This window comes from Thermoanaerobacterium aotearoense (assembly GCF_009905255.1).
In the GTDB taxonomy this organism is placed as follows: domain Bacteria; phylum Bacillota; class Thermoanaerobacteria; order Thermoanaerobacterales; family Thermoanaerobacteraceae; genus Thermoanaerobacterium; species Thermoanaerobacterium aotearoense.
The window spans coordinates 2596147-2617326 of sequence record NZ_CP047602.1 but is presented as its reverse complement, the minus strand read 5'-3'; the positions used below and the strand labels follow the sequence as shown (position 1 = coordinate 2617326).

16 protein-coding genes, 3 tRNA genes, 1 other RNA gene and 1 pseudogene are annotated in these 21180 nt (G+C 30.5%); 20 read left to right on the top strand and 1 reads right to left on the bottom strand.

Annotated features, from left to right (window positions below; genetic code table 11):
* Positions 1–49 precede the first annotated feature (49 nt).
* On the top strand, positions 50–1465 hold the full coding sequence (locus tag GSH73_RS13110) for a sugar transferase (RefSeq protein WP_014757537.1): 1416 nt from the start codon (positions 50–52) through the stop codon (positions 1463–1465).
* A gap of 146 nt (positions 1466–1611) precedes the next feature.
* Here GSH73_RS13110 and GSH73_RS13105 read toward each other — a convergent pair whose 3' ends face one another.
* Positions 1612–2904: an IS110 family RNA-guided transposase gene (locus tag GSH73_RS13105; RefSeq protein ID WP_014757538.1), complete on the bottom strand. Its 1293-nt coding sequence runs from the start codon at positions 2902–2904 to the stop codon at positions 1612–1614.
* A 471-nt stretch (positions 2905–3375) separates the two neighbouring features.
* On the opposite strand from GSH73_RS13105, the gene GSH73_RS13100 reads away from it, so the two are divergent.
* The 19 genes and pseudogenes from GSH73_RS13100 (at position 3376) to GSH73_RS13010 (ending at position 21148) form a co-directional block, all read left to right on the top strand.
* Positions 3376–4326 carry an SDR family oxidoreductase gene (locus tag GSH73_RS13100; RefSeq protein ID WP_014757539.1) on the top strand — a complete coding sequence of 317 codons (951 nt, stop codon included), beginning with the start codon at positions 3376–3378 and terminating at the stop codon, positions 4324–4326.
* Between the two features lie 101 nt (positions 4327–4427).
* Positions 4428–5705: a hypothetical protein gene (locus GSH73_RS13095; protein WP_014757540.1), complete on the top strand. Its 1278-nt coding sequence runs from the start codon at positions 4428–4430 to the stop codon at positions 5703–5705.
* Complete coding sequence (locus GSH73_RS13090) at positions 5702–6226, top strand: NUDIX hydrolase (RefSeq protein ID WP_084214984.1); 525 nt, start codon at positions 5702–5704, stop codon at positions 6224–6226. Before GSH73_RS13095 ends, GSH73_RS13090 begins: the two co-directional genes overlap by 4 nt.
* A gap of 177 nt (positions 6227–6403) precedes the next feature.
* The gene (locus GSH73_RS13085; RefSeq protein WP_014757542.1) at positions 6404–7687 is read left to right on the top strand and encodes an IS110 family RNA-guided transposase; all 1284 of its coding nucleotides are present in this window, start codon (positions 6404–6406) and stop codon (positions 7685–7687) included.
* A gap of 530 nt (positions 7688–8217) precedes the next feature.
* Positions 8218–10137, top strand: a complete 1920-nt coding sequence (locus GSH73_RS13080) for a deaminase (protein ID WP_014757543.1) — start codon at positions 8218–8220, stop codon at positions 10135–10137.
* 288 nt (positions 10138–10425) lie between these two features.
* A complete protein-coding gene (locus tag GSH73_RS13075; RefSeq protein ID WP_014757544.1) occupies positions 10426–13197 on the top strand; it encodes a reverse transcriptase domain-containing protein in 2772 nt (923 codons plus the stop codon).
* 32 nt (positions 13198–13229) lie between these two features.
* Positions 13230–14177, top strand: coding sequence for a DUF1848 domain-containing protein (locus GSH73_RS13070; protein ID WP_014757545.1), 948 nt, complete (start codon positions 13230–13232; stop codon positions 14175–14177).
* Positions 14178–14344: 167 nt separating this feature from the next.
* Positions 14345–14464: pseudogene (locus GSH73_RS13795) on the top strand (type VII toxin-antitoxin system MntA family adenylyltransferase antitoxin); the annotation flags it as partial.
* Positions 14465–14597: 133 nt separating this feature from the next.
* The gene (locus tag GSH73_RS13060; RefSeq protein WP_051408274.1) at positions 14598–14822 is read left to right on the top strand and encodes a hypothetical protein; all 225 of its coding nucleotides are present in this window, start codon (positions 14598–14600) and stop codon (positions 14820–14822) included.
* Between the two features lie 64 nt (positions 14823–14886).
* Positions 14887–15330 (top strand): hypothetical protein, encoded by a 444-nt coding sequence (locus GSH73_RS13055; RefSeq protein WP_051408275.1) that lies wholly within the window; start codon positions 14887–14889, stop codon positions 15328–15330.
* Between the two features lie 247 nt (positions 15331–15577).
* Entirely contained in the window at positions 15578–16174 is a 597-nt protein-coding gene (locus tag GSH73_RS13050) for a type IV toxin-antitoxin system AbiEi family antitoxin domain-containing protein (RefSeq protein ID WP_014757546.1), read from the top strand.
* Positions 16174–16941 carry a nucleotidyl transferase AbiEii/AbiGii toxin family protein gene (locus GSH73_RS13045; protein ID WP_014757547.1) on the top strand — a complete coding sequence of 256 codons (768 nt, stop codon included), beginning with the start codon at positions 16174–16176 and terminating at the stop codon, positions 16939–16941. Before GSH73_RS13050 ends, GSH73_RS13045 begins: the two co-directional genes overlap by 1 nt.
* 330 nt (positions 16942–17271) lie before the next feature.
* Positions 17272–17748, top strand: coding sequence for a GNAT family N-acetyltransferase (locus tag GSH73_RS13040; protein WP_038069136.1), 477 nt, complete (start codon positions 17272–17274; stop codon positions 17746–17748).
* A 232-nt stretch (positions 17749–17980) separates the two neighbouring features.
* Positions 17981–18057 (top strand) — tRNA-Arg (locus tag GSH73_RS13035).
* A gap of 14 nt (positions 18058–18071) precedes the next feature.
* Positions 18072–18500, top strand: coding sequence for a nucleoside deaminase (locus GSH73_RS13030; protein WP_038069140.1), 429 nt, complete (start codon positions 18072–18074; stop codon positions 18498–18500).
* A 3-nt stretch (positions 18501–18503) separates the two neighbouring features.
* Positions 18504–18593: transfer RNA gene (locus tag GSH73_RS13025), tRNA-Ser, on the top strand.
* Between the two features lie 12 nt (positions 18594–18605).
* Positions 18606–18699, top strand: a tRNA-Ser gene (locus tag GSH73_RS13020).
* Between the two features lie 136 nt (positions 18700–18835).
* Positions 18836–19101: signal recognition particle sRNA large type (gene ffs / locus GSH73_RS13015), an RNA gene on the top strand.
* Positions 19102–19255: 154 nt separating this feature from the next.
* Positions 19256–21148, top strand: a complete 1893-nt coding sequence (locus tag GSH73_RS13010) for an HD domain-containing phosphohydrolase (RefSeq protein WP_014757550.1) — start codon at positions 19256–19258, stop codon at positions 21146–21148.
* Positions 21149–21180 lie beyond the last annotated feature (32 nt).

Here is a 21180-nt window from a genome sequence, read left to right as displayed (position 1 = left end):
CAAAAAAGATAGAATTAAACTGGCTGTAAAATTATGGGGAGGTGATTATTTGAGAATACATATAAATAAATTTTTCAAGTTAAGCAAGTTTTTTGTTTTTATAGTTGACCTGTTATTAGTACATATAGGTTTTATAATTGCATATATATTAAGGTTTAGCTTACAACCACCAATGATAAATTTTATGCCTTATTACCAATTAATACCAGTTATTACGCTATCAACGATTTTATTATTTAATATTTATGGGCTCTATACAATTTCGAGAAAAGCATATAGTGACATATTGTTTTCACTGATAATTTCTTTGATTTTATTACAGATAATAACAACAGCATCAACATTTTTTACAAGGCAATTTGCTTTTCCGAGAAGTATTTTTTTTATTGCTTTTTTTATACAGTTAATTTTGTTATCAATTTGGAGATATTTTGTTCAGAATATAAGGAAGTATGTTCATGGCGAGAAAAATATAATGATCATTGGCGATGATCTCACAGCAGAGAAATTAGCAAAAAAATTGATAATAAGTTCAAAAGGTTGGTATGATATAAGATACATATTAGAACCTGAAAAATTTCTAAGTAATAAGGAATATGTTAAAGAAATAGATGCAGTATATATTTGCGATAAAATACATGAGGAGATTAAGTCAGTTATTATTTCAGAAGCTATTAAATTTAAAAAACACATATTTATTGTGCCGAATTTTAAAGATATTCTTTTGACTAAATCGCAATTTATTCAATTTGATGATGTGCCGACCATTAGTATTGACTATCCGATGCTTACAACAGAACAGAAAATAATAAAGAGAATAGGCGATGTGTTTTTGTCTTTGTTTGGATTAATAATTTCGAGCCCAATTATGCTTATTATTTCTATATTAGTTAAATTAACGTCTCCAGGACCGGTAATATATAGCCAGACAAGGGTTACTGAAAATGAACGGGAGTTTAAAGTATATAAATTTAGGACTATGGTCAAAGATGCTGAAAAAATGACAGGTCCTGTTTTAGCTACTGATAAAGATCCTCGTATAACAAAAATAGGTAAAATATTGAGAGCAACAAGGCTTGATGAATTGCCGCAGCTACTAAATGTTTTAAAAGGTGATATGAGTTTTGTTGGTCCTAGACCAGAAAGGCCATATTTTGTAAGACAGTTTGAAGAGCAATATCCACCATATAGATATAGACATAACGTTAAAGCAGGTATTACCGGACTTGCACAAGTTTTAGGAAAGTATACTACAGATGCTGATGATAAACTGAGGTTAGATCTTATTTATATTATGAATTATTCAGTATGGTTAGATATAAAAATATTACTATTGACTTTGAAAATAGCATTGACGAAAGAGGCATCATCTGGAGTAAAAAATGATATGACTTTAGAAGAATTGCTGAAATCTATGGATTATAATGTGTATAACGAATTTGGAGTAACAAAACTGGAGAAATAGACCAGCTAGTAAAAGTCAATAGGTTTTAGAAAGAAATTTAAAATTTTTTATGTTGTAAAAAAGGGTATAGCAAACAAACCCAATTAAGAGCCGAACTTTGAAAACTTAATATGGTTAATAGCTATTTCCAAGTATAGTGCAAGACTTTAAGCAGCTTTATGAATGTTTTGATATTGTAGTTGGTGTTCATCAGGTGTCTTTAATACAAAAGGCTTATTATCTCTTAGAACAGCAAATACAATATCTGAAATCTTGTGCATAATTGCTCCAAGAGCTACTTTTTTAGGTTTCGATTCCTTCTTTTTCTGGTAATAATCATAAAGTACAGGATTTATTGCTGTGCCATTTCTTTTAACCCTTACAGGAGCTAAAGCAATGGCATAGAGAACACGCCTGGCAATTTTAGAACCTCTTTTGGACATTTTATTGTCAGTACCTTTAAAATGACCAGATTCATTAACAGAAGGATCCACACCAAAATATGCAAAAAGCTGCTTAGGCTTTCTAAATGCTGAAAAATCGCCTATTTCACACATAAGAGTAACCGCTGATAGAAAACCAACACCAGGTATAGAATCGAGGTAATAAATTTGCTGTACAAATTTCTCAGACTTATTTTCATCCACAAATGCCTTGATTTTAGATAATATTAGATTAATCTTTTTATCAAATTCTTCTATGAAATAAATATACACTTTTAGTACGTCATAGACAGAAGGTAAATTATACCTGAAATTCAAAGCATTTTTAGCAGCTTTAAACAACTTATCATACTTAGCTTTAGCATAATTCAAGCCTTTTCTGGATGACGTTGAAATAAGCTTAACTATTTCATCAGACTGAGCATTAATAACATCCTCTGGTGTTGGAAATCTTTTTAACAGAGAGATAGCTGCGATTCCAGTAACATCAGAGAAAACATTGCAAAAACCAGGGAAAACAATATGCAATTGAGCTTTAAGCTTATTCACATAAGAAGTACGATTATCGACAAGGCTATAGTACTCTCTGCATAAACATCTAAGATTTAAAATTAACTCAGCGGGCATAACAGAAACCTTAGTATCAGGCGAATAACCAGTAACAGCAATACGTTTTGCATCAAGTCTATCATTTTTCACTTTTCTTATACCAATATTTTTGTTAGAATTAGTAATGAGAGGATTAATAACAAAAACCTCAAATCCTAATTCTTTTAGGTGGCAGAAGAGTGGGAAATGGTAGATTCCCGTAGACTCCAGAAATATCTTAGATTTCATGGAGAATTGCTCTTCTGCCTTTTTAATTGACAGAGCAGCATTTTTAAGGGAATCAGCATTATCGTGATCAACCTTAAATGGCTTTTTAAACTCCCTTCCATCAGGTGTCAAGATGCAAAACCAGCTAAAATCAGCAGCGACATCAATACCGACACTAATATAATTAGGCAAAAAACTCATAAAATAACAACTCCTTTAAGTAAAAGTGAATAAGAATATCCATTCTATTTAGTGAGTAAACAACCTAGCATGTGACGCGGGTATCCCGAAAAGCCGGTCCCAACCAGCCAAAACATAAATCCTCACTAAATGGAATAATTAGCTATTTCACGGGTATAGACCGTAAGGACGATCTCCCAGGAGGTGATACATTTATCCTCTATTCAGAGAAGATTGTACACAAAGTTAAAGCTTAAGTCTATACCGGCTTAAAGGATATCCCAAATTATTTATTTAAAAGCGTCTTAAATGACTTTTAAGATGTGACATATAAAGTCATTTAAGACAAGATATGCATAATATAGGAGTTGAGCATTAGGATAAATCCGAACATAGAAAGGTCATGTTAAATTATTGTTCGGTGTATTAACTCCCGATTTGATATAAATTATGTAACTTTGTTACAAATATATTATACTAGGAGGTATCTAATTGAACATATTAGTTACAGGTGGAGCAGGTTTCATAGGATCAAATATAGTAGATCTTCTTATAGACAATGGATATGATGTCGCTGTAGTTGACAATTTGTCTACAGGCAAGAAAGAGAACATAAATAAAAAAGCCAGATTTTACAACATAGACATTACAGATGATGATTTATACAAGGTATTTGAATATGAAAAAATTGACATCGTAATACATCATGCGGCGCAGATAGATATACAGAGGTCTATAAATGATCCAGTTTTTGACGCAAAGGTGAATATTATAGGCACGATTAATTTGCTAGAGTGCTGTAGAAAATACGATGTTAAAAAGATTGTTTATGCATCTTCAGCGGCTGTATATGGAGATCCAGAGTATTTAGGTGTTGATGAAAAACACAGGGTTAATCCCATATCGTATTATGGCATATCAAAGCATACACCAGAGCATTACATAAAAGTGTACAATGAACTATACGGTTTAAAATATACGATATTAAGATATGCCAATGTATACGGCATAAGGCAGGATCCTAAAGGTGAGGGTGGAGTAATATCTATATTTATTGATAAGATGCTGAGTGGGAAAAATCCTGTGATATTTGGAGATGGCAATCAGACGAGAGATTTTATATATGTAAAAGATGTAGCAAAAGCAAACCTTTTAGCACTTGAAAAAGGCGACAACGAGATTATAAATATAAGCACAAACAGATCAACTACTATAAATGAGCTAGTTGAGATAATGAATAAATTCATGGAAAAACCATTAAAACCTATATATAAAGAGCCCAGAAAAGGCGATATATTACATAGCTATCTTGATAATAAAAAAGCAAAAGATGTGCTTAGATGGAAACCAGATTATTCATTAGAAGATGGGCTTAAAGAGACAATAAAATACTATAGACTAAAATATGCAAGCGATGAAGTGGCTGCTATAAAGGAAAAATAAAAAAGGAATGATGCATATGATAACAGTTATAAATCTAAGTAAACAAAAGGATTATGTTATTTACTAATAGATATTAAATTTAGGAGTGAGAGAAATACATAATGTATAAGGATAAATTTGATTCATCTGATGTTTTTTTATCATATGCTGATGATGTATTTGAAAATCATATCAATGTTGATTTGTTCAAAGCAGTTGTCAATCTATACGCTTTAATTTCTGATAGAATAACAATAGCAGATTCCTTTTTTATTAACAATAGAATTGTACGTGATTTTTTTGTAGATACAGCAGATGGATTTAAATATATTGACTGTGGAATTATTGTCCCACTATTAAGAAATAGTGTTAATAATTTTAATGATTTATATTTTCAAATGTGTGAAAGAAAAACTATCAAAGAGCAACTTGACAGAGATTATATTGAAAAAATTGATGAGAGTACAAATAAAAATATTTTTAAATGGAATGAAAAAACTATAAGTAAAAATTTTACTTATAATGTATTAAGTTTTTTTGGCAATGAAATTAACTTTGGAAGGCTTAAGTTAAACGGTGAAAGGAAAAAAATATTAAATGATATCGAAAACGTAATGAAGAACGATGTTTTATATAGAATTGACATAATTAATACGATTAAGAGGAACAATAGAGTTTCTCAGAATTTAAAAAATGAAATTATTGATATTATAGATATTTTGTATAATTATAATATACCAGAGTATTATGGATTGATGGTAGCATATCCTGACTTTATAACTGAAAATAACAAGTTAATTAAAGAGATTTTTTTCAGAGAGCAACAAATTAATTCCAAACACGATTTAATAAAAAGTCAATATAATGAGATAAATACATTAATTTTTGATTATGGACTGTTATCAAATTTGAGTGTTGATCAAATAGTAGAAATTAGAAAAACATCAGAGTATAAAAATTACATTTCTGCAATTAGAAATTTGAATACAAAGTATAAATATGAAGATTATGTAAATCTATTTGCAAAATATAATGATAAAATCAATGTTTTAATTCCTCAACTTATTGATAAAGAAAAATATCAAGATATATTAAAACGAGAAAAGAAATTAACAATAAACGAAAAGATATTTGAATATTCGAATGATATTATAAATATTACATTAGGATTATTAATAAATGATTTGTCTTTCACAATAGCAAGTACATTGTTTTTAAAAGGTTTATCTATAGCTTTTAAAAAATATCAATCAAAACAGAGAGAAGCTATTGAAAAACTTAAATCCAATAATGCAAATAAATTGACTGAAATAAAATCTGGAATAAACATTTTTGATAAATTAAATAAAGATTTCAAATTAAATATTTCCGAAGGTAAAATGAGGAAAGAAGGCTCATGATGACAAGTGAAACTTTGTTTAAAAATAAGTATTATAAGGTTATTTTAAATAATGGTATTCTTAGATTATATTGCTTAAAACCAGGTGCAGCAATTATTCCGATAACTGAAGATAGAAAAATAATTTTATTAGATATAAAAAGGGATGCTTTAAATACAAATGAAATTGAAATTATTCGTGGTTTTAGCGAAAATGGAGAGTCTCCGGAAGAGACAGCAAAAAGAGAACTTTTTGAAGAAACAGGTTATTCATGCAGAACCTTAATTTCATTAGGATATATTTACCCTGATAGTGGTTTGATAATGAATAAAGTAGAATTATTTCTTGGAATTGATTCATATAAAGTACAAGAAATGATTGGCTATGATGAAGGTATATCTAAATTACTTTTTAGAAGCTTTGATGAAGTTTATCAAATGGCATTAAATGGGACAATTAATGATAGCTTTACAATCTGTTCGCTTTTTCGTGCTATGGGTTATATAGATTTTATAAGGGAGAGAAATGTTAATAAAAAGTAATATACTTGGCTTGGAATCGAAATATCGGTTAGAATATGGATTAAAAGCAACAATCGATTAATAGAGCATTCCTGTAATAAAAAAATATAAGATTTGAAATAAAAAGTACCTCCTGATAAAATACAAGATGTCGATTGTTCATGAACACGACTCTCAAATAACAAGGAGGTACCTAATATGAAGTATAACCAAAATTTAAAGATATTGCAAATAACAGAAAAGACATTAATTGTAGGTGTAGACATTGCTAAAGAGACACATCACGCTAGAGCTTTTGATTTTAGAGGAATAGAATACGGTAAGCGTATTGAATTTAGCAATGACATTGATGGAATGGAAAGATTCTTTAAATGGGCTGCAGAGATTATGAATAAAAGCAACAAAGAGCATTTAATGGTTGGCATGGAACCAACAGGCCATTATTGGCTCTGCTTTGCACAGTTTCTTAAAGATAAGAACCATAAGGTGGTGCTGGTAAATCCATTCCACGTAAAAAGAAGTAAGGAATTTGATGATAACTCGCCAACTAAAAATGACAGAAAAGACCCTAAGACAATTGCAATGCTAGTTAAAGATGGAAGATATGTTGAACCTAATATACCTGAGGGTATATACAGCGAGCTTAGAATTGCAGTGGACATAAGGGAAATGCTTACAAAAGACTTAAATAAGATAAAGAACCGGGTTGCAAGATGGCTTGATATATACTTTCCTGAGTTTAATAAAGTTTTTGCAGATTGGGAAGGGAAAGCGGCACTGATAACATTGAAAGAATTTCCAACGCCTGCAAAGATATTAGGTATTGGAGCCAAAGAAATACTTGCAGCCTGGAAGAAGGAAGTTAACCGTGCTGTAGGTATAAAGAGGGCTTTAAAGCTTATAGAAGCTGCCAGTCGAAGTGTGGGTAAAAGAGATGGCATTGAGATGGCAGAGATAGAGATAAAAATTATACTTGAACAGTACGAAATGCTAGTAAAGCAGTTTAAAGAAATAGAAAGCAAAATAGAAGAGCTTTTTATGCAAGTATCTGATGCTAGTGAAATGCTAGGTATAAAAGGTGTAGGAGTAATAACAGCAGCAACATTTATTGCTGAAGTTAGCGATATAACAAGATATGAGCATCCAAAACAAATCCAGAAGCTTGCGGGTTACAATCTGGTTGAGAATAGTTCAGGGCAGCATAAAGGGCAAACCACCATAAGCAAAAGAGGAAGAAGGCGGCTAAGAAGTACTTTATACAAAATGATGATGCCCATACTTGCAAACAATAAAGAATTTCAGGAATTGCACAAATACTACACCACAAGAAAAGAAAACCCGCTAAAAAAGAAACAGTCCATGATAGTTTTATGCTGCAAGCTAATTAGAGTATTTTTTGTCATACTGAAAAAAGGAGTAAAATACAACGGAAATAAGATGTTAAGAGACATAAAAAGACCAGAGATTAGGAATGCTGCATAAATTGCACCGCCGTGGTGATGATACACCGCAGTCACTCGTCAGTCAAGGGCAAGGACCACGTCTCAGCTTTGCTGCGTTTCACTTCACAAAGCTGACCCTTGACAGCCTCGCTCCTGCGATGGTTTGGATAATTAAGCGGTGCCAAAAATAAAGCAAATAAAGATTTAAAACTCAATTTAAAAATTCGAAGATTGACAAAGAGAGCCGGAATTGTCAGGTTGGTAATTTTACCATAAGGGCATAAGACCCAGCATGGGAGCATAATTGACATCCACCTCATGTAAGGCAGAACGAAGGAATTAAGGACAAAGATCCTGTGAGACATGGGAGGGTATGCCACATGAGCTTAAGTGGAATCCATAGGCCAAAATATGGAAAGAACAATAGAAGCTTATTTGGGTTACATATCACATGTCAAATTCATGAATAAATAGCATTGATATACATGAGGGCTTCTTTGAAGATCGTGAGAATCTGAGAATGAGTGAGATATTAAAAGAAAATCAAAGATTATAGAGGGAGGTTTAGATATGTATAACATACCATTTTTAGTTATTGGATTAACTGGTCCAATTGGAGCTGGATGTACAACATTAGGCAAGAATATATGCGGAATGATTAATAAAAAAGGATTTTCGAATTTAATAACTAAAAAGGAGAATAATTTACATAAGCGTATTATAAAATTAAGCGATGAAATAAGACGAATTAAAGAAGATATGAAATATAGTAGGAATTATGAAAAAGGAGAGAAAGAGAAAACAGAAAATAATTATAATATATATAAAGATGTATATATAAAAAATGAAATGTATAATAGCGAGTTAGATAAGTTACAACAAGAATTAAAAAAATGCCTAGAAGATCGTATAATTTTTGATACAATTATTAATACGAATAATCCTAAATTTGTTTACATTTCAATGTCAACAATTATCGTTATGCTAACTATTAAAAATATGCACGGTAATGAATACATAAGATGGAAAAATAAAAATACTGAACTTGATGAAATATTATGTAAAGCTAAGGGGAAAATTGAAAAAGATATAGATTTTTATTATAAAGTAGAAGATTTTTCTAGATTAAATAGTGATCAACTAAAAAGAATTGATATTATGCTTGATCAAATTGATAAAATAAAAGAACAAATTATGGAATATGAAATTGAAAAATATTTCAAAGGCGAAATAGAGGAGTTCCATTTACAAAATTTCGGTAATAATTTAAGGCGTACAAGAAATTCTTTTGATGATAAAGTAGATAGTTTTTCAGAATATAATATTAGCATACTTGCGGAAGAAGCTGATAGATTAATAAAGTATTACAGAAATAGATCTGATCAGAACAAAATTAATTGTTTTGTTATTGATGCATTTAGAAATCCTGGAGAAGTTAATTATTTTAAAAACAGATATAATGCATTTTATCTTATTTCTATATATGCTAAAAAAGAAAATCGTGAAAGTAGAATGTTTAATAATATAAATAGAAAGATACAAATAGAGAAGGGGGAGTTTGAAGAAAAATTTAAGCAAATAGATGAACGAGATTGGGGAGATGAATCCGATATAAATGGGATATTTAAGCAAAATGTATCCAAATGTTATTATTTATCTGATATTGCAATAAATAATGATGAAGATAGAAATTTTGATAAAAAACTTTTTGATAAATTTTTACGCTATTATGCATTGATTATATCACCTGGTTGTATTCAACCAACTAAAGAAGAAACTAATATGAATTTAGCTTATTCTTTGAGCTTAAGATCATCTTGTATATCGAGAAAAGTTGGAGCAGTTATTACTGATAAAGATGGTTTTGTATTAGGTTTTGGTTGGAATGATGTAGCGCACGGACAAATTGGTTGTGGCTTAAAACAAAAAACAGATTTTATTGAAAATATTGATAAGTATTATTTTGTTAATACTTTTAAAGACATTATCGAAGCTGATGATTTGAATGATTATAATGATATGGACTCAATTTGCTTTAAAGATTTACAATCTGAAAAGTTAATAAAGAAAAAATTAGAAAAATGTAATCTTTTAAAAAATGAAAAAAATGAGATTTTACAAAAAGTCAAAATAAAACGGTTAGAATATTGTAGGGCTTTACATGCTGAGGAAAATGCACTACTGCAGGTTTCATCAAAAGGAGGAATGGGTGTGGAAGGTGGTGTTATATATACCACAACATTCCCTTGTGAATTGTGTGCAAAAAAAATACTTCAATCAGGAATATGTATAATATATTACACAGAACCATATCCAAATAGTATATCAGAAAATATTTTTCTTAAGGATGGTAATAGAGAAATTCAAATAAAACAATTCGAAGGTGTAAAGAGTTCTAGTTATTTTAAATTATTTAGGCCTAAATATGATAAAAAAGAAGCGCAGAAGTTTAATCAATATATAAAAAATAATAACCAAATTAAGTATTAATGATTATGGATGTAATAATTCGTGATACAGATTTTTGAGGAATTTTCTTAATAATCGGAAATTAAAACAAATACTGTTGATAAGTAATTCGATGTTATGTATAACAATGTAGTTACATTTTTACATAAAAATATATGATAAATTTTGGTATTCATCAAAAATAAAAATTTACGTTATAATTATATATTTGAGGTAAAGGAGAACAAAGGACTTCATAGAACAATTTATAAAAGATATATTTAGACCTATCTCAACAAATGAAGATTTTAAGAGGCGGGTAATCAGGTGATGGAAAATATCGACGATAAATATAGAGCTTCAAAAGAGTTGGAAGAAATATATAGTAAATTAATAAAAGAATTTGAAACGAATCCAGAGTGTAAAGGGTTTGAAGAATGCTTTAATCCAGAACAAGTATATAATTTAAAAGATGTTGCAGGTAATATTTATCGATGGTTCTCAACCCATTTTTATAAAGCTAAAGATATAATATATCGATATGAAGATCAAAATCCGAGTTTTTCAACATCAATATTTAGCCAAGAAAATATTACAATACTAGATATAGGGGCGGGGCCCGGTACATTTTGTCTTGCATTGTTAGATATACTTTATAAAGAATTAAAAGATCATGTACCCAAAATTAATATAATAATGGTTGAACCAAGTAAGTATAATATAAATATTGCTAAAAGATTAATAAATGAATTTTGTGATAAAATATTGATAGAAGTTAATATTTATATGATAAATAATTATTTTCCTGAAGATGAATGTATAAGAAAAATATATGAAATATTAAATACGATAAATAATGATTTTCTAATTATTTCTATGTGCAATATATTAAAATGGGTCAAAGATGAGTTTAAAGAAAGACGTATAGATATAGTTAAATTAATTGACCCTATAATTCATCAAATAGAACCTCTTCATACAATATTATTATCCGTAGAACCTGCAAAATTTGATGATCTTGGAAGATTACAAAGACTAGTTCAGTCAATATTAAATAGAATTTATAATAGATATGATTACTTGAAATCAAATAAATATAATTATTGCATGTATAATTTCCCTAATTCATACTTTTATAAAGAGCGAAGAGGTAAAATTTATGAGAGCTACTATGGTTCTATTGTTACCTATAATACAACCACATCAAAAATGGCTGATAGCAAAGAATTATTTTCTTCATTTTTTAAAGCGCGAATGAGTTTGAAAAAGGAATTTCCATATGATGAGATCGCAATTAAATTATTTGAATATAATTTAGAAGATAATATTAACAGATTTTCGAAAGAAATACTGAAAGGATATAAATTCAATACCGATTTTATTGGATATAAAGTACCAAAAAATGAGAAAGATGATAGACAAAAAGTTATGGATAATATTTTCAATACGATAGCTGGAGCATCATTCTTAGATATTATCGGTATTGTTATTGATAGGGAATTCTCAAGTAATTGTTGCGGAAATAGATTAAATAAAAAACTTAATACAGAATATTCCTACGAGTATTTTTGGTATGGTTGGTATTATAAATTTATGAAAAAAGCTTTTAATAAAGTTTTAAACAAAAATAATTATTATTTAAAGTTGGATATAAAATCATTTTATACGAATATAAATCAAAATATATTGTACGATAAAATTATTAAGCTAATCCCATATAAAGATAGTAGGTTAAAAGAATTTATTAATTCTCTCATAAAAAGGCATATTCCATATGTGAATAATGGCAAAGGACTTCCACAAGGATCATTAACATCTGGATTTTTGGCAAATCTGTATCTTGATGACTTCGACAAATATTTTATTAGTAAAACCAACGATGGATATATGCGCTATGTTGATGATATCTTTATATTTGGGAAAACTGAAGAACAAATTAAAGAATTGGGGAAAGAAGCTGAAAACAAGCTTAAGGATTTATATCTTGAGATTAATAAAGAAAAAACAAGTATGGGAGATAAATCATCTTTAAAAAATATATATTATGATGATAAGGAGCTGGATGATTTTCAGAAACGTTTAGATCGAATTCTCCATAGTATATATAGTATAAATAAGGAATATTATAAAGTATATAAAAATAATAGAGAAGTATTTGTTAATTGGTATTCAGATTGTTTAAAAAGTATAGGTTTGATTATTAGTCCTGACTGGCTTAATAGAAAAATATATTATGAAAAGAATATAATTAAGAGAATAGTGCGCTTATTCTCCAAATATTATACATCTGTTAATTACCCCAAATATATAAAAGTTAATTTAGATGTGGACAGATGGAGAGAAACATTTATAAATGAAAATCAAAAATTTATAAAAGAGATAGATGAATTAAAACAACAGTTATCCTTAGAATTGCAAAATTTATACAATAAATACGGAAGCTTAACTTCAAAATATGACGATATTACACTCAAGAAAATAAGAGCTAAATATAGATTTTATACATATAGAGCAGGAATATTATATAATCCTGATGTAGTTAATGTTATAGAAAATATAATGGAATATACATGGTTATATAATATAACAGTATTACGCTCGTATCCACAATTATTAAAAAAGATGATAAATCTATTAAGACATACAAAATCAAAGTATTTAAAATATGCTATTATATGGGCTTTTGGTGAAATGAAAGATAAATGTGTAATAAATATTTTAGAAAATATTTTATTTGATACTAATTCATCTGATATGTTAAAATTAATGTGTTCACAATCTTTAATAAAAATAAATGTAAAGTGTGATGAGATAGATCAAGACAAGTTATTAAAGGAAATAGAAATTCAATATAAAAATGGGAAAACATATATATTAAAGAATCTAATTTTATTATTATCTGATAATAATATTAAGAAAGTAGTTGATAATTATAATATGGAAGTATTTGATACTCATAGTGTACAATTATTAGAGAGCGCAATAAAGGTTAAAAAAGATAAGATTAATATTATTGCAAATCTTGAGCGATTACCTGAAGGTATAGATCCACTAGAGTATCCTGATATTGAACCAGGGCCTGAAATAGCTCCATTTTATTGATAAAAATTATTAATACTAAAAGGATGATAAAGTTGATAATATCTGCTAGTAGACGAACTGATATTCCAGCTTTCTATGCTGAATGGTTTATGAATAGAGTACGTGATGAAAAAGTAATAATATATAATCCGTACAATAAATTAGGACAAGAAATTTCTTTAAATCCTGAAGATGTGGATGTTATTGTATTCTGGTCGAAAAATTATGGACCATTGCTCAATAAATTGGAGGAGCTAAAAGACAAGTACAGATTATATTTTTTATTTACAATAACGGGACTAAAAGGAATACTAGAAGAGAATGTAATAGATCCTAATATAGCCATAGAGCAATTTATTAATATATCTACAAAATTTTCTCCGGAACATATTCAATGGAGGTTTGACCCCATAGTTCTTACAAATGTAACGGAAGCTGATTTTTATATTAATAAATTTGCCGAAATAGCAAAAAGATTATATGGTTATACACATCGTTGCTACATTAGCTTTGCTAATATATATACTAAGGTTTTGAGAAATTTTGAATATTTAGAGAAAGTTAGGGACGTTAAATTATTAGATAAAAACATAATATATAAAAAAGAGGTCGCTGAAAAATTAGCTGATATTGGTGAGAAATATGATATAAAGTTATACAGTTGTTGCAACGATTTTTTAATAAGCGATAGAATTAGTAAGGCAAGTTGTATTGATGCCAAATATTTAAATAGATTATTTAATATAAATATCAAATTATCTAAAAGTCCAACTAGAAAACAATGTGGATGTTACAAAAGTGTAGATATAGGTGTGTATAATACATGCCCTAATGGATGTTATTATTGCTACGCTAATTATAATAGAGAATTGGCTATGAAAAATTATAATCAACATAATCCTGAATCAATGTTTTTGCTTAATAAAGATATCGAATTAATAAAAAGATTACCGGATAGGAAATGTGAAAGTAAGCAAATTAGTATATTTGATATGATATAGATATTTACTATTACATTCAGAGAAATTTTTATAAAAACCTGATTATGATATTGAGGAGGTAAATAAAAGGATTAGATTTATTCTATAATTGCTATTTATGGAGTGTTTATTAAATTGGGCAAAGTTTGTAAAGAAACTAAAAGGGCATAAAGTAGTTGTTTATGCGTGTAAAAGTTGAATTTGAAGTGAAAACTTTAAGAGAATATATGGATATGGAACCCTTCAGAAAAACTCAGATGAAGTTTGTCAAAGAGTGGGTAGAGAATGTTTTGGAGAGGGATAGATAATGATGATGCAATTCAAAGACTATGGTTCAACTCTTGTAAAAAAGTATTGAGATTTGAGATGAGTTTTGATGAACAACTGACAAAGAGTCAAGAGTAACAAAAAATTATATATGATTGAGATGGAGGTATTTTAGTGGATGATCATGTAATAGAGGAAATAAAGAAGATTTGTGACAAACTCCTGACAGATAAAAAACTATTGCCTCTTGAACAATTAAATCAGGGATATAACATATTTAAAGAAAAATTCAGCTCTGAGAGATTAAAAAGTTTAGATGGTGAACTTTTGATAGATACTATCTTTAATATTGGTAATAAAGATGGATTAAGTTATTGGCTGGAATTCAAAAAACGATAATGAATTTAAAACAAATTCTAGTAGTTATGGCAGCATTTCTGGTGGTAGTTCATATAAGTTTACCATGTTTAAAAGAAACTCTGACGGGAAGTGGGTTACAGGTAACCCTCAAAATCCTACTATTTTATCTGTTGATGAAGCGGTTGAACTTGGCAGAAAAATAAGAGATGCTTTAGTTGCTGGGACAAATTTGATTGATAAACTTTCAGATGATGCAAGTATAGAAGATTATATAAAACTACAGGAACAATTAAGTAATACATTAGTATATAATATGCAAAACCTTGGATGGGTGCATAAGTACTATCATATGCTGTATCCATATAAAATAGATGCCTTTCATTCTACAAGATGGCAAGTACATGCCCTTATTTACTGCAATGTAAAGCCAGTGCAAGATGATAAACTTTATACTATGTCTGGGCAATTAATGCAAATTATAAAAAAGACAGAATTATCTACAAGTTATTTAAGAATTCAATGTGTGTATTGTTTGGACCGCCTGTGAATTATTTTAGGATTGGCACGGGTGATAATGGCAATAGCTATTGGGATGATATGAGAACAAATGGCTATGTAGGTATTGGCTAGGCAAAATTAGGCAATTTGACTTCACACGATGAAATTAAAGTGGAGCAGCAGCCTTATTTCCTAACGTTTCAATATATTAATCTTGAAATTTTCTAAAAAATATGCTAAAATTGCACTAAAATACCCGCTTTGTGAATCGATAAGCGTATGTTGAGGTGCAAAAAATGATTAATATAGATGTTATTCAAAAGGAATTTAATAAACACGGTGGCGTGCTTAAAACTTCAGAGCTTAATGCTCTTGGAATTTCAAGCCGTAAAATAAAAAAGCTTCTTGAAAAAAATATAATTAGAAAAATCAAACGTGGCTATTATGAACTATCAAATAGTATTAATCCAGATGAAGTCATTATAGCTAGGCTATTTCCTAATGCAGTTATTTTTTTAGAAAGCGCACTTATTTATTATGGCTATACTGATAGAATACCCTCAGTATGGCAAATAGCAGTTGATAAAAACAGCGAAAAAAGCCAATATAAAATTGAATACCCTCCAATAGAGCCTTATTATCTGGAACCAAAATTTTTAAAGATTGGAGTTGATACAATACAAGTTGAAGGTGTCACTATAAAAATTTTTGACCGTGATAGGACTATATGTGATGTTCTTCGCTATGAAAATAAGCTTGAAAAAGAAGTATTTAGCAATGCAGTTCTGCGCTATGTAAAAGACCAAAAGAAAAATATAAGAAAGCTGTTTGAATACGCTGAATTGTTTAATATCAAAAATAAGGTTCAGACCTATATAGGAGTGTGGGTATAATGGCTGATATAGCTGCATCAATCTTGGCTAAGTTAAAGAGCAAATCAAAAGAAAAAGGAATTCAACTTCAACAGCTGTTAAATCTTTTTTGCCAAGAAGAGTTTATACGTAGGTTGTCACAATCGAAATACAAAGATAATCTGATTCTCAAAGGTGGTTTTCTTTTATATACAATTAGTGAATTTACTACTAGACCGACAGTTGATGCAGATTATCTTTTAAAGAACTATTCAAATGATATACATTCGGTAGAGATGCTTGTCCGCGAAATCATTTCTGCGCCTAGCCAAAATGACTTTATTAGATTTGAGATCCGAGGGTTAGAAGTAATTAGTGAAATAAAGGAATATCATGGTATTCGAGTTAATCTAATGGGTTTAATTGGAAATACTAAGACACCTTTTAGTATTGATTTTGGAGTTGGAGATATTATAATTCCTTCAGTTGTGGAAAGAAAACTGCCGGTCCTTCTTCCTGGCTTTGAAAAGCCTGAAGTATTAACATATTCGTTAGAGTCTACTGTGGCTGAGAAATTAGATGCTATTATATCATTAATGAAAGCTACAGGGCGTATGAAGGATTTTTATGATATTTATTATTTAGCGACGACATTTGATTTTGAGGGTAGAAAATTACAAGAGGCTATTTACGAAACTCTTTCTAATCGTGGTACACCATATGAAAAAGATTCTGTTACTGTAATATCACAATTAGCTAATGATGATGCAATTCAAAAACGATGGACTAATTTCTGCAAAAAATATTAAGATTTGAAATGAGTTTTGATTCAGTTATTAAGGTTATTATTGATTTTACGTTGCCGCCTTTCAGGGCAATAATAAATGAAGATGAGTTTTTTGGTATATGGAGTTCCAAAGAACGAAAGTATTTATGTTAGGAATATTAAAATAAAAGGCGAAAGCCCTTTCAAATAATTACTTTGACAAATTTTATAAAACGCTAAAAACTTTTTGATTTTTGCGATATTGAAAACAAATTTTGATATTGTTTGCAGTAATAATAAACTTATTTCATTTATTATTTGGTATGAAAATGGAATGTTCTATAATTACAATATAAATCCAGGTGATAGTATAATGAACATAAAAATAAGAGAAGCATTATTTAATGATTATAAATCAATAAGTACTCTCGTTAAAGAAGTACATAGTCTACATGTTAAAAATAGGCCGGATGTGTATGTTGATGTGGAGAATCCTTTTACAGAAGAAAGGTTTAAGGAGATATTAAATGACGATAAAGGGAAGATTTTTGTCGTAGAAGATAGTAATAATGAAATAATAGCTTACAGCATTGTAGAAATAATGACTACGAGAAATATTCCAATTCTCAAAGAGAGAAAATTTGTCTATATAGATGATTTATGCGTTAGTTCGAATCATAGAAGAAAAGGCATAGGGAGAATGCTATTTAAGTATATTGTTGATTATGCAAAAAAGTTAGGTTATGATACACTTGAATTAACTGTATGGGAATTTAACAGCGATGCGATAAAGTTTTACGAAAGTTTAGGTATGACGACAAAAAATAGAAGAATGGAATTGAAGATTTAATAATATGGAAAAATACAATTATGATCGTGTTTTTCAAAGATTAACTATCATATTTTCTGTTGCAGCAGGATACGATGAGATAATAAAAAGGTGAAAGAGAAAACAACGCAAAAATCGCGAAAAAGACCATGAAATTGCCGGATGATTGGGATGCGGATAAACTTGATTAAATTAAGTGCATATTGTATAATGGTATTGACAAATTTGAAATTTTATTTATAATATAAATCATGCGCCCGTAGCTCAGCAGGATAGAGCAACGGTTTCCTAAACCGTGTGCCGGAGGTTCGAGTCCTCTCGGGCGCACCATTTGTGTGATTAAGATGTACAATGAGTTTATGAAGTCTGCTATAGATGAGGCTATGCTAAGCTTTAAGCTTGGAGAGATGCCGGTTGGTGCAGTTGTGGTCAAAGATGGCATCATCATCGGTAGAGGCCACAATCTAAAAGAAACAGAAAAAGATGCGACACAGCACGCTGAAATAAATGCCATAAAAGAAGCTTGTAAAAGCGTTGGTGATTGGAGACTTAATGGTGCATCGCTGTATGTCACATTGGAGCCATGTCCTATGTGCGCAGGTGCGATAATAGAGTCTCGGATTAAAAGAGTGTATATAGGTGCAGAAAGCCGTGATAGCGGTGCTGCAGGCACTGTATATGACCTTTTAAATAAAAAAGCAGAAGTTTATTTTGGCATCATGGAAGATGAATGCAAAAATTTGATAAATGATTTTTTTAGTAGACTAAGGTAATCTGGAGAGATGGCTGAGTGGTCGAAAGCGCTCGCCTCGAAAGCGAGTGGGCGTATTCCCGCCTCGTGAGTTCGAATCTCACTCTCTCCGCCATGGAAATATCATGGAGAGATGGCTGAGCTGGTCTAAGGCGCACGACTGGAAATCGTGTGTACCCTCAAAACGGGTACCGAGGGTTCGAATCCCTCTCTCTCCGCCATTAAATGTAATTCCCATCTTAATCCATAATATCCATCAAAAATCTCAATCCATGAGTTGATTTTTACATATAGACGATGTATAATAGGTTTTGCATTGCACAAAATAATGTTGTAAGTTAAAAAGGACTTACATGGCCGTACTAGATGGGGAGGTAGCGGTGCCCTGTAACCTGCAATCCGCTATAGCAGGGTCGAATTCCCGAGCCGAGGCATGATTACTGTAAGGCTGGCATAAGTAAGTGATTATGATATTCAAGTCCTCCGCAATGGAAATTTGTGAACCCCGCCAGGTCTGGAAGGAAGCAACGGTAAGCAAATACTTTCATGTGCCGGGGGAGCGCTTGAGTGGAGTTAACTGCTTATGTAACGCTTATGGTAACATGACAGAGTCGGGTGTGCGGCCTTTTTATTTTATTGTTTTTTACTAAAAAATTTTAATACATACATAAAAAATGTTTCATCAAAAAAATATTCTGATATTTAAAATTTGTGTAAAGTTTTTTTGTACGTTGTCGAAAATATTAATAGTGACTTTTACTGCTTAGGGAGGTATTTATGTTTAGAAGTTATCGCAATCGCTTGTTCGCCATAATATTTGGAGTTTCAGTCTTTGTATATCTACTTTCATTTGTCCACATAGTAAAAGGCATTGGCAACAACATATTTGCTTCTATTTTGATATTGTTTATTTCAGCTTTTATAGCGATGACAGAGTCGAAACACTTGTCATATCCAATAGAAAAGTTGAATGAAAGTGTTAAACGTATAATAGATGGTGAATACGATTATGATATTGATATATATGTTTCGAAAGAGTTTGTAGAACTGTCAAAGAGTTTTAAAGAAATGTCACATAAGCTAAAGTCGACTTATGAAGAGTTAAAAAGAGAATCTCAGGAACTTTTGAAGAAGAACAACGAATTGCAGGATTACTATGCAGAGCTGGAGGCTTCTTATGAGCAAATGGAGGCTGTGACAAACGAGCTTGAAAAATCAGAGTCAAGGTACAGGACGTTGGTAGACAATATTTCAGACATTCTCTGGTCTACTGATGGAGAGTACAATATAGAGTTTATAAATAATAGATCAGTGAGATATTTAGATTACCTGCCGGATGAGATGACAGGCAGAAAAATCACAGAATTCATTCATGACGACGATAAGAAGATTATGGAAGATCTGATGAATGGCAGAATAAGCATGGCGGAAATAAAATTCAAAAAAAGAGATGGTTCAATACTTCTTACAGAAACGAGAGCTAAAGTAATAAAGAACAATGAAGATGAGATAGTGAGTATTCAAGGCTTGTCGCGGGATATAACTGATTACAACAATGCGAAAAAAGAGATAATGGAGAGAAATAGGCAGATTTTGGCCATAGGAAACGTGACGCAATTGCTGACTAAGAATTTAGAACCGCGGGACGTTCTCTACTCTATTGCTGAAAAAATATCTACTATACTTTCTTCACCACTTTGTACCATAAGGACGATAAATGAGTCAGGAAGATTAGAGCTTATGGTTGCAGCAGGGGAATTGAGGGACATGCCCCTTTTAAAGGAGCTGTCATTGTCGGCGGATGAAAATGTTAAGCTTCTCGTTTCAAAAGAAATCACTGTTTTGGATGCTAATAAATTTCCGTTAAATGATGATTTGTTTTTGCGATTGAAAGAATTAAATGTAAAAAACGTGATAGCTGTTCCGCTAATATCTAAAGATAAGGCTGTGGGAATCTTAAACATATTGACTACTTCAAGGCTTGCCAATGATATAAGTTTGTTGAGATCTGTGGCTGATAGTGTTTCTATTGCCATAGAAAATGCAAATCTGTATGACAACATGAGAAATTGGTACTTTAGGACCATCGATGCTTTGGCTTATGCTGTTGAAGCAAAGGATAAGTATACTAAAGGGCATTCGCTTAGAGTCTCGAAGTACGCTGCGATTATAGCCGAAAGCATGGGACTGCCGAAAGACGAAATAGAAAAGATAAGAATCGCTGGCTTGCTGCATGATATAGGAAAGATAGGGGTGTCTGATAATATACTTACAAAACCAGGCAGACTTACAAGTGAGGAGTACGACAAGATAAAGCAGCATCCAAAGATATCGAGGAAAATATTAGAACCTATTGGACTGTCTAAGGATATAATAGATGGAATTGAAAAGCACCACGAAAGGTATGATGGGAAAGGGTATCCATTTGGACTAAATGACGACAACATACCGTTGATTGCTGCGATACTGTGTGTGGCAGACTCATTCGATGCTATGACATCTGATAGATCGTATAGAAAAGGGATTTCATTTGACGAGGCTGTAAATGAATTGTTGAAGTACAAAGGTACACAGTTTAATCCTAAGGTTGTTGACAGCGTAATATCTATATACATGAGAGATAGAAAAAAGATGGAGAGGATTAAAATAGAAACAGAAGTGGCAAACTAAAAGGATATAGAAAAGTATCCTTTTTTTTGTTA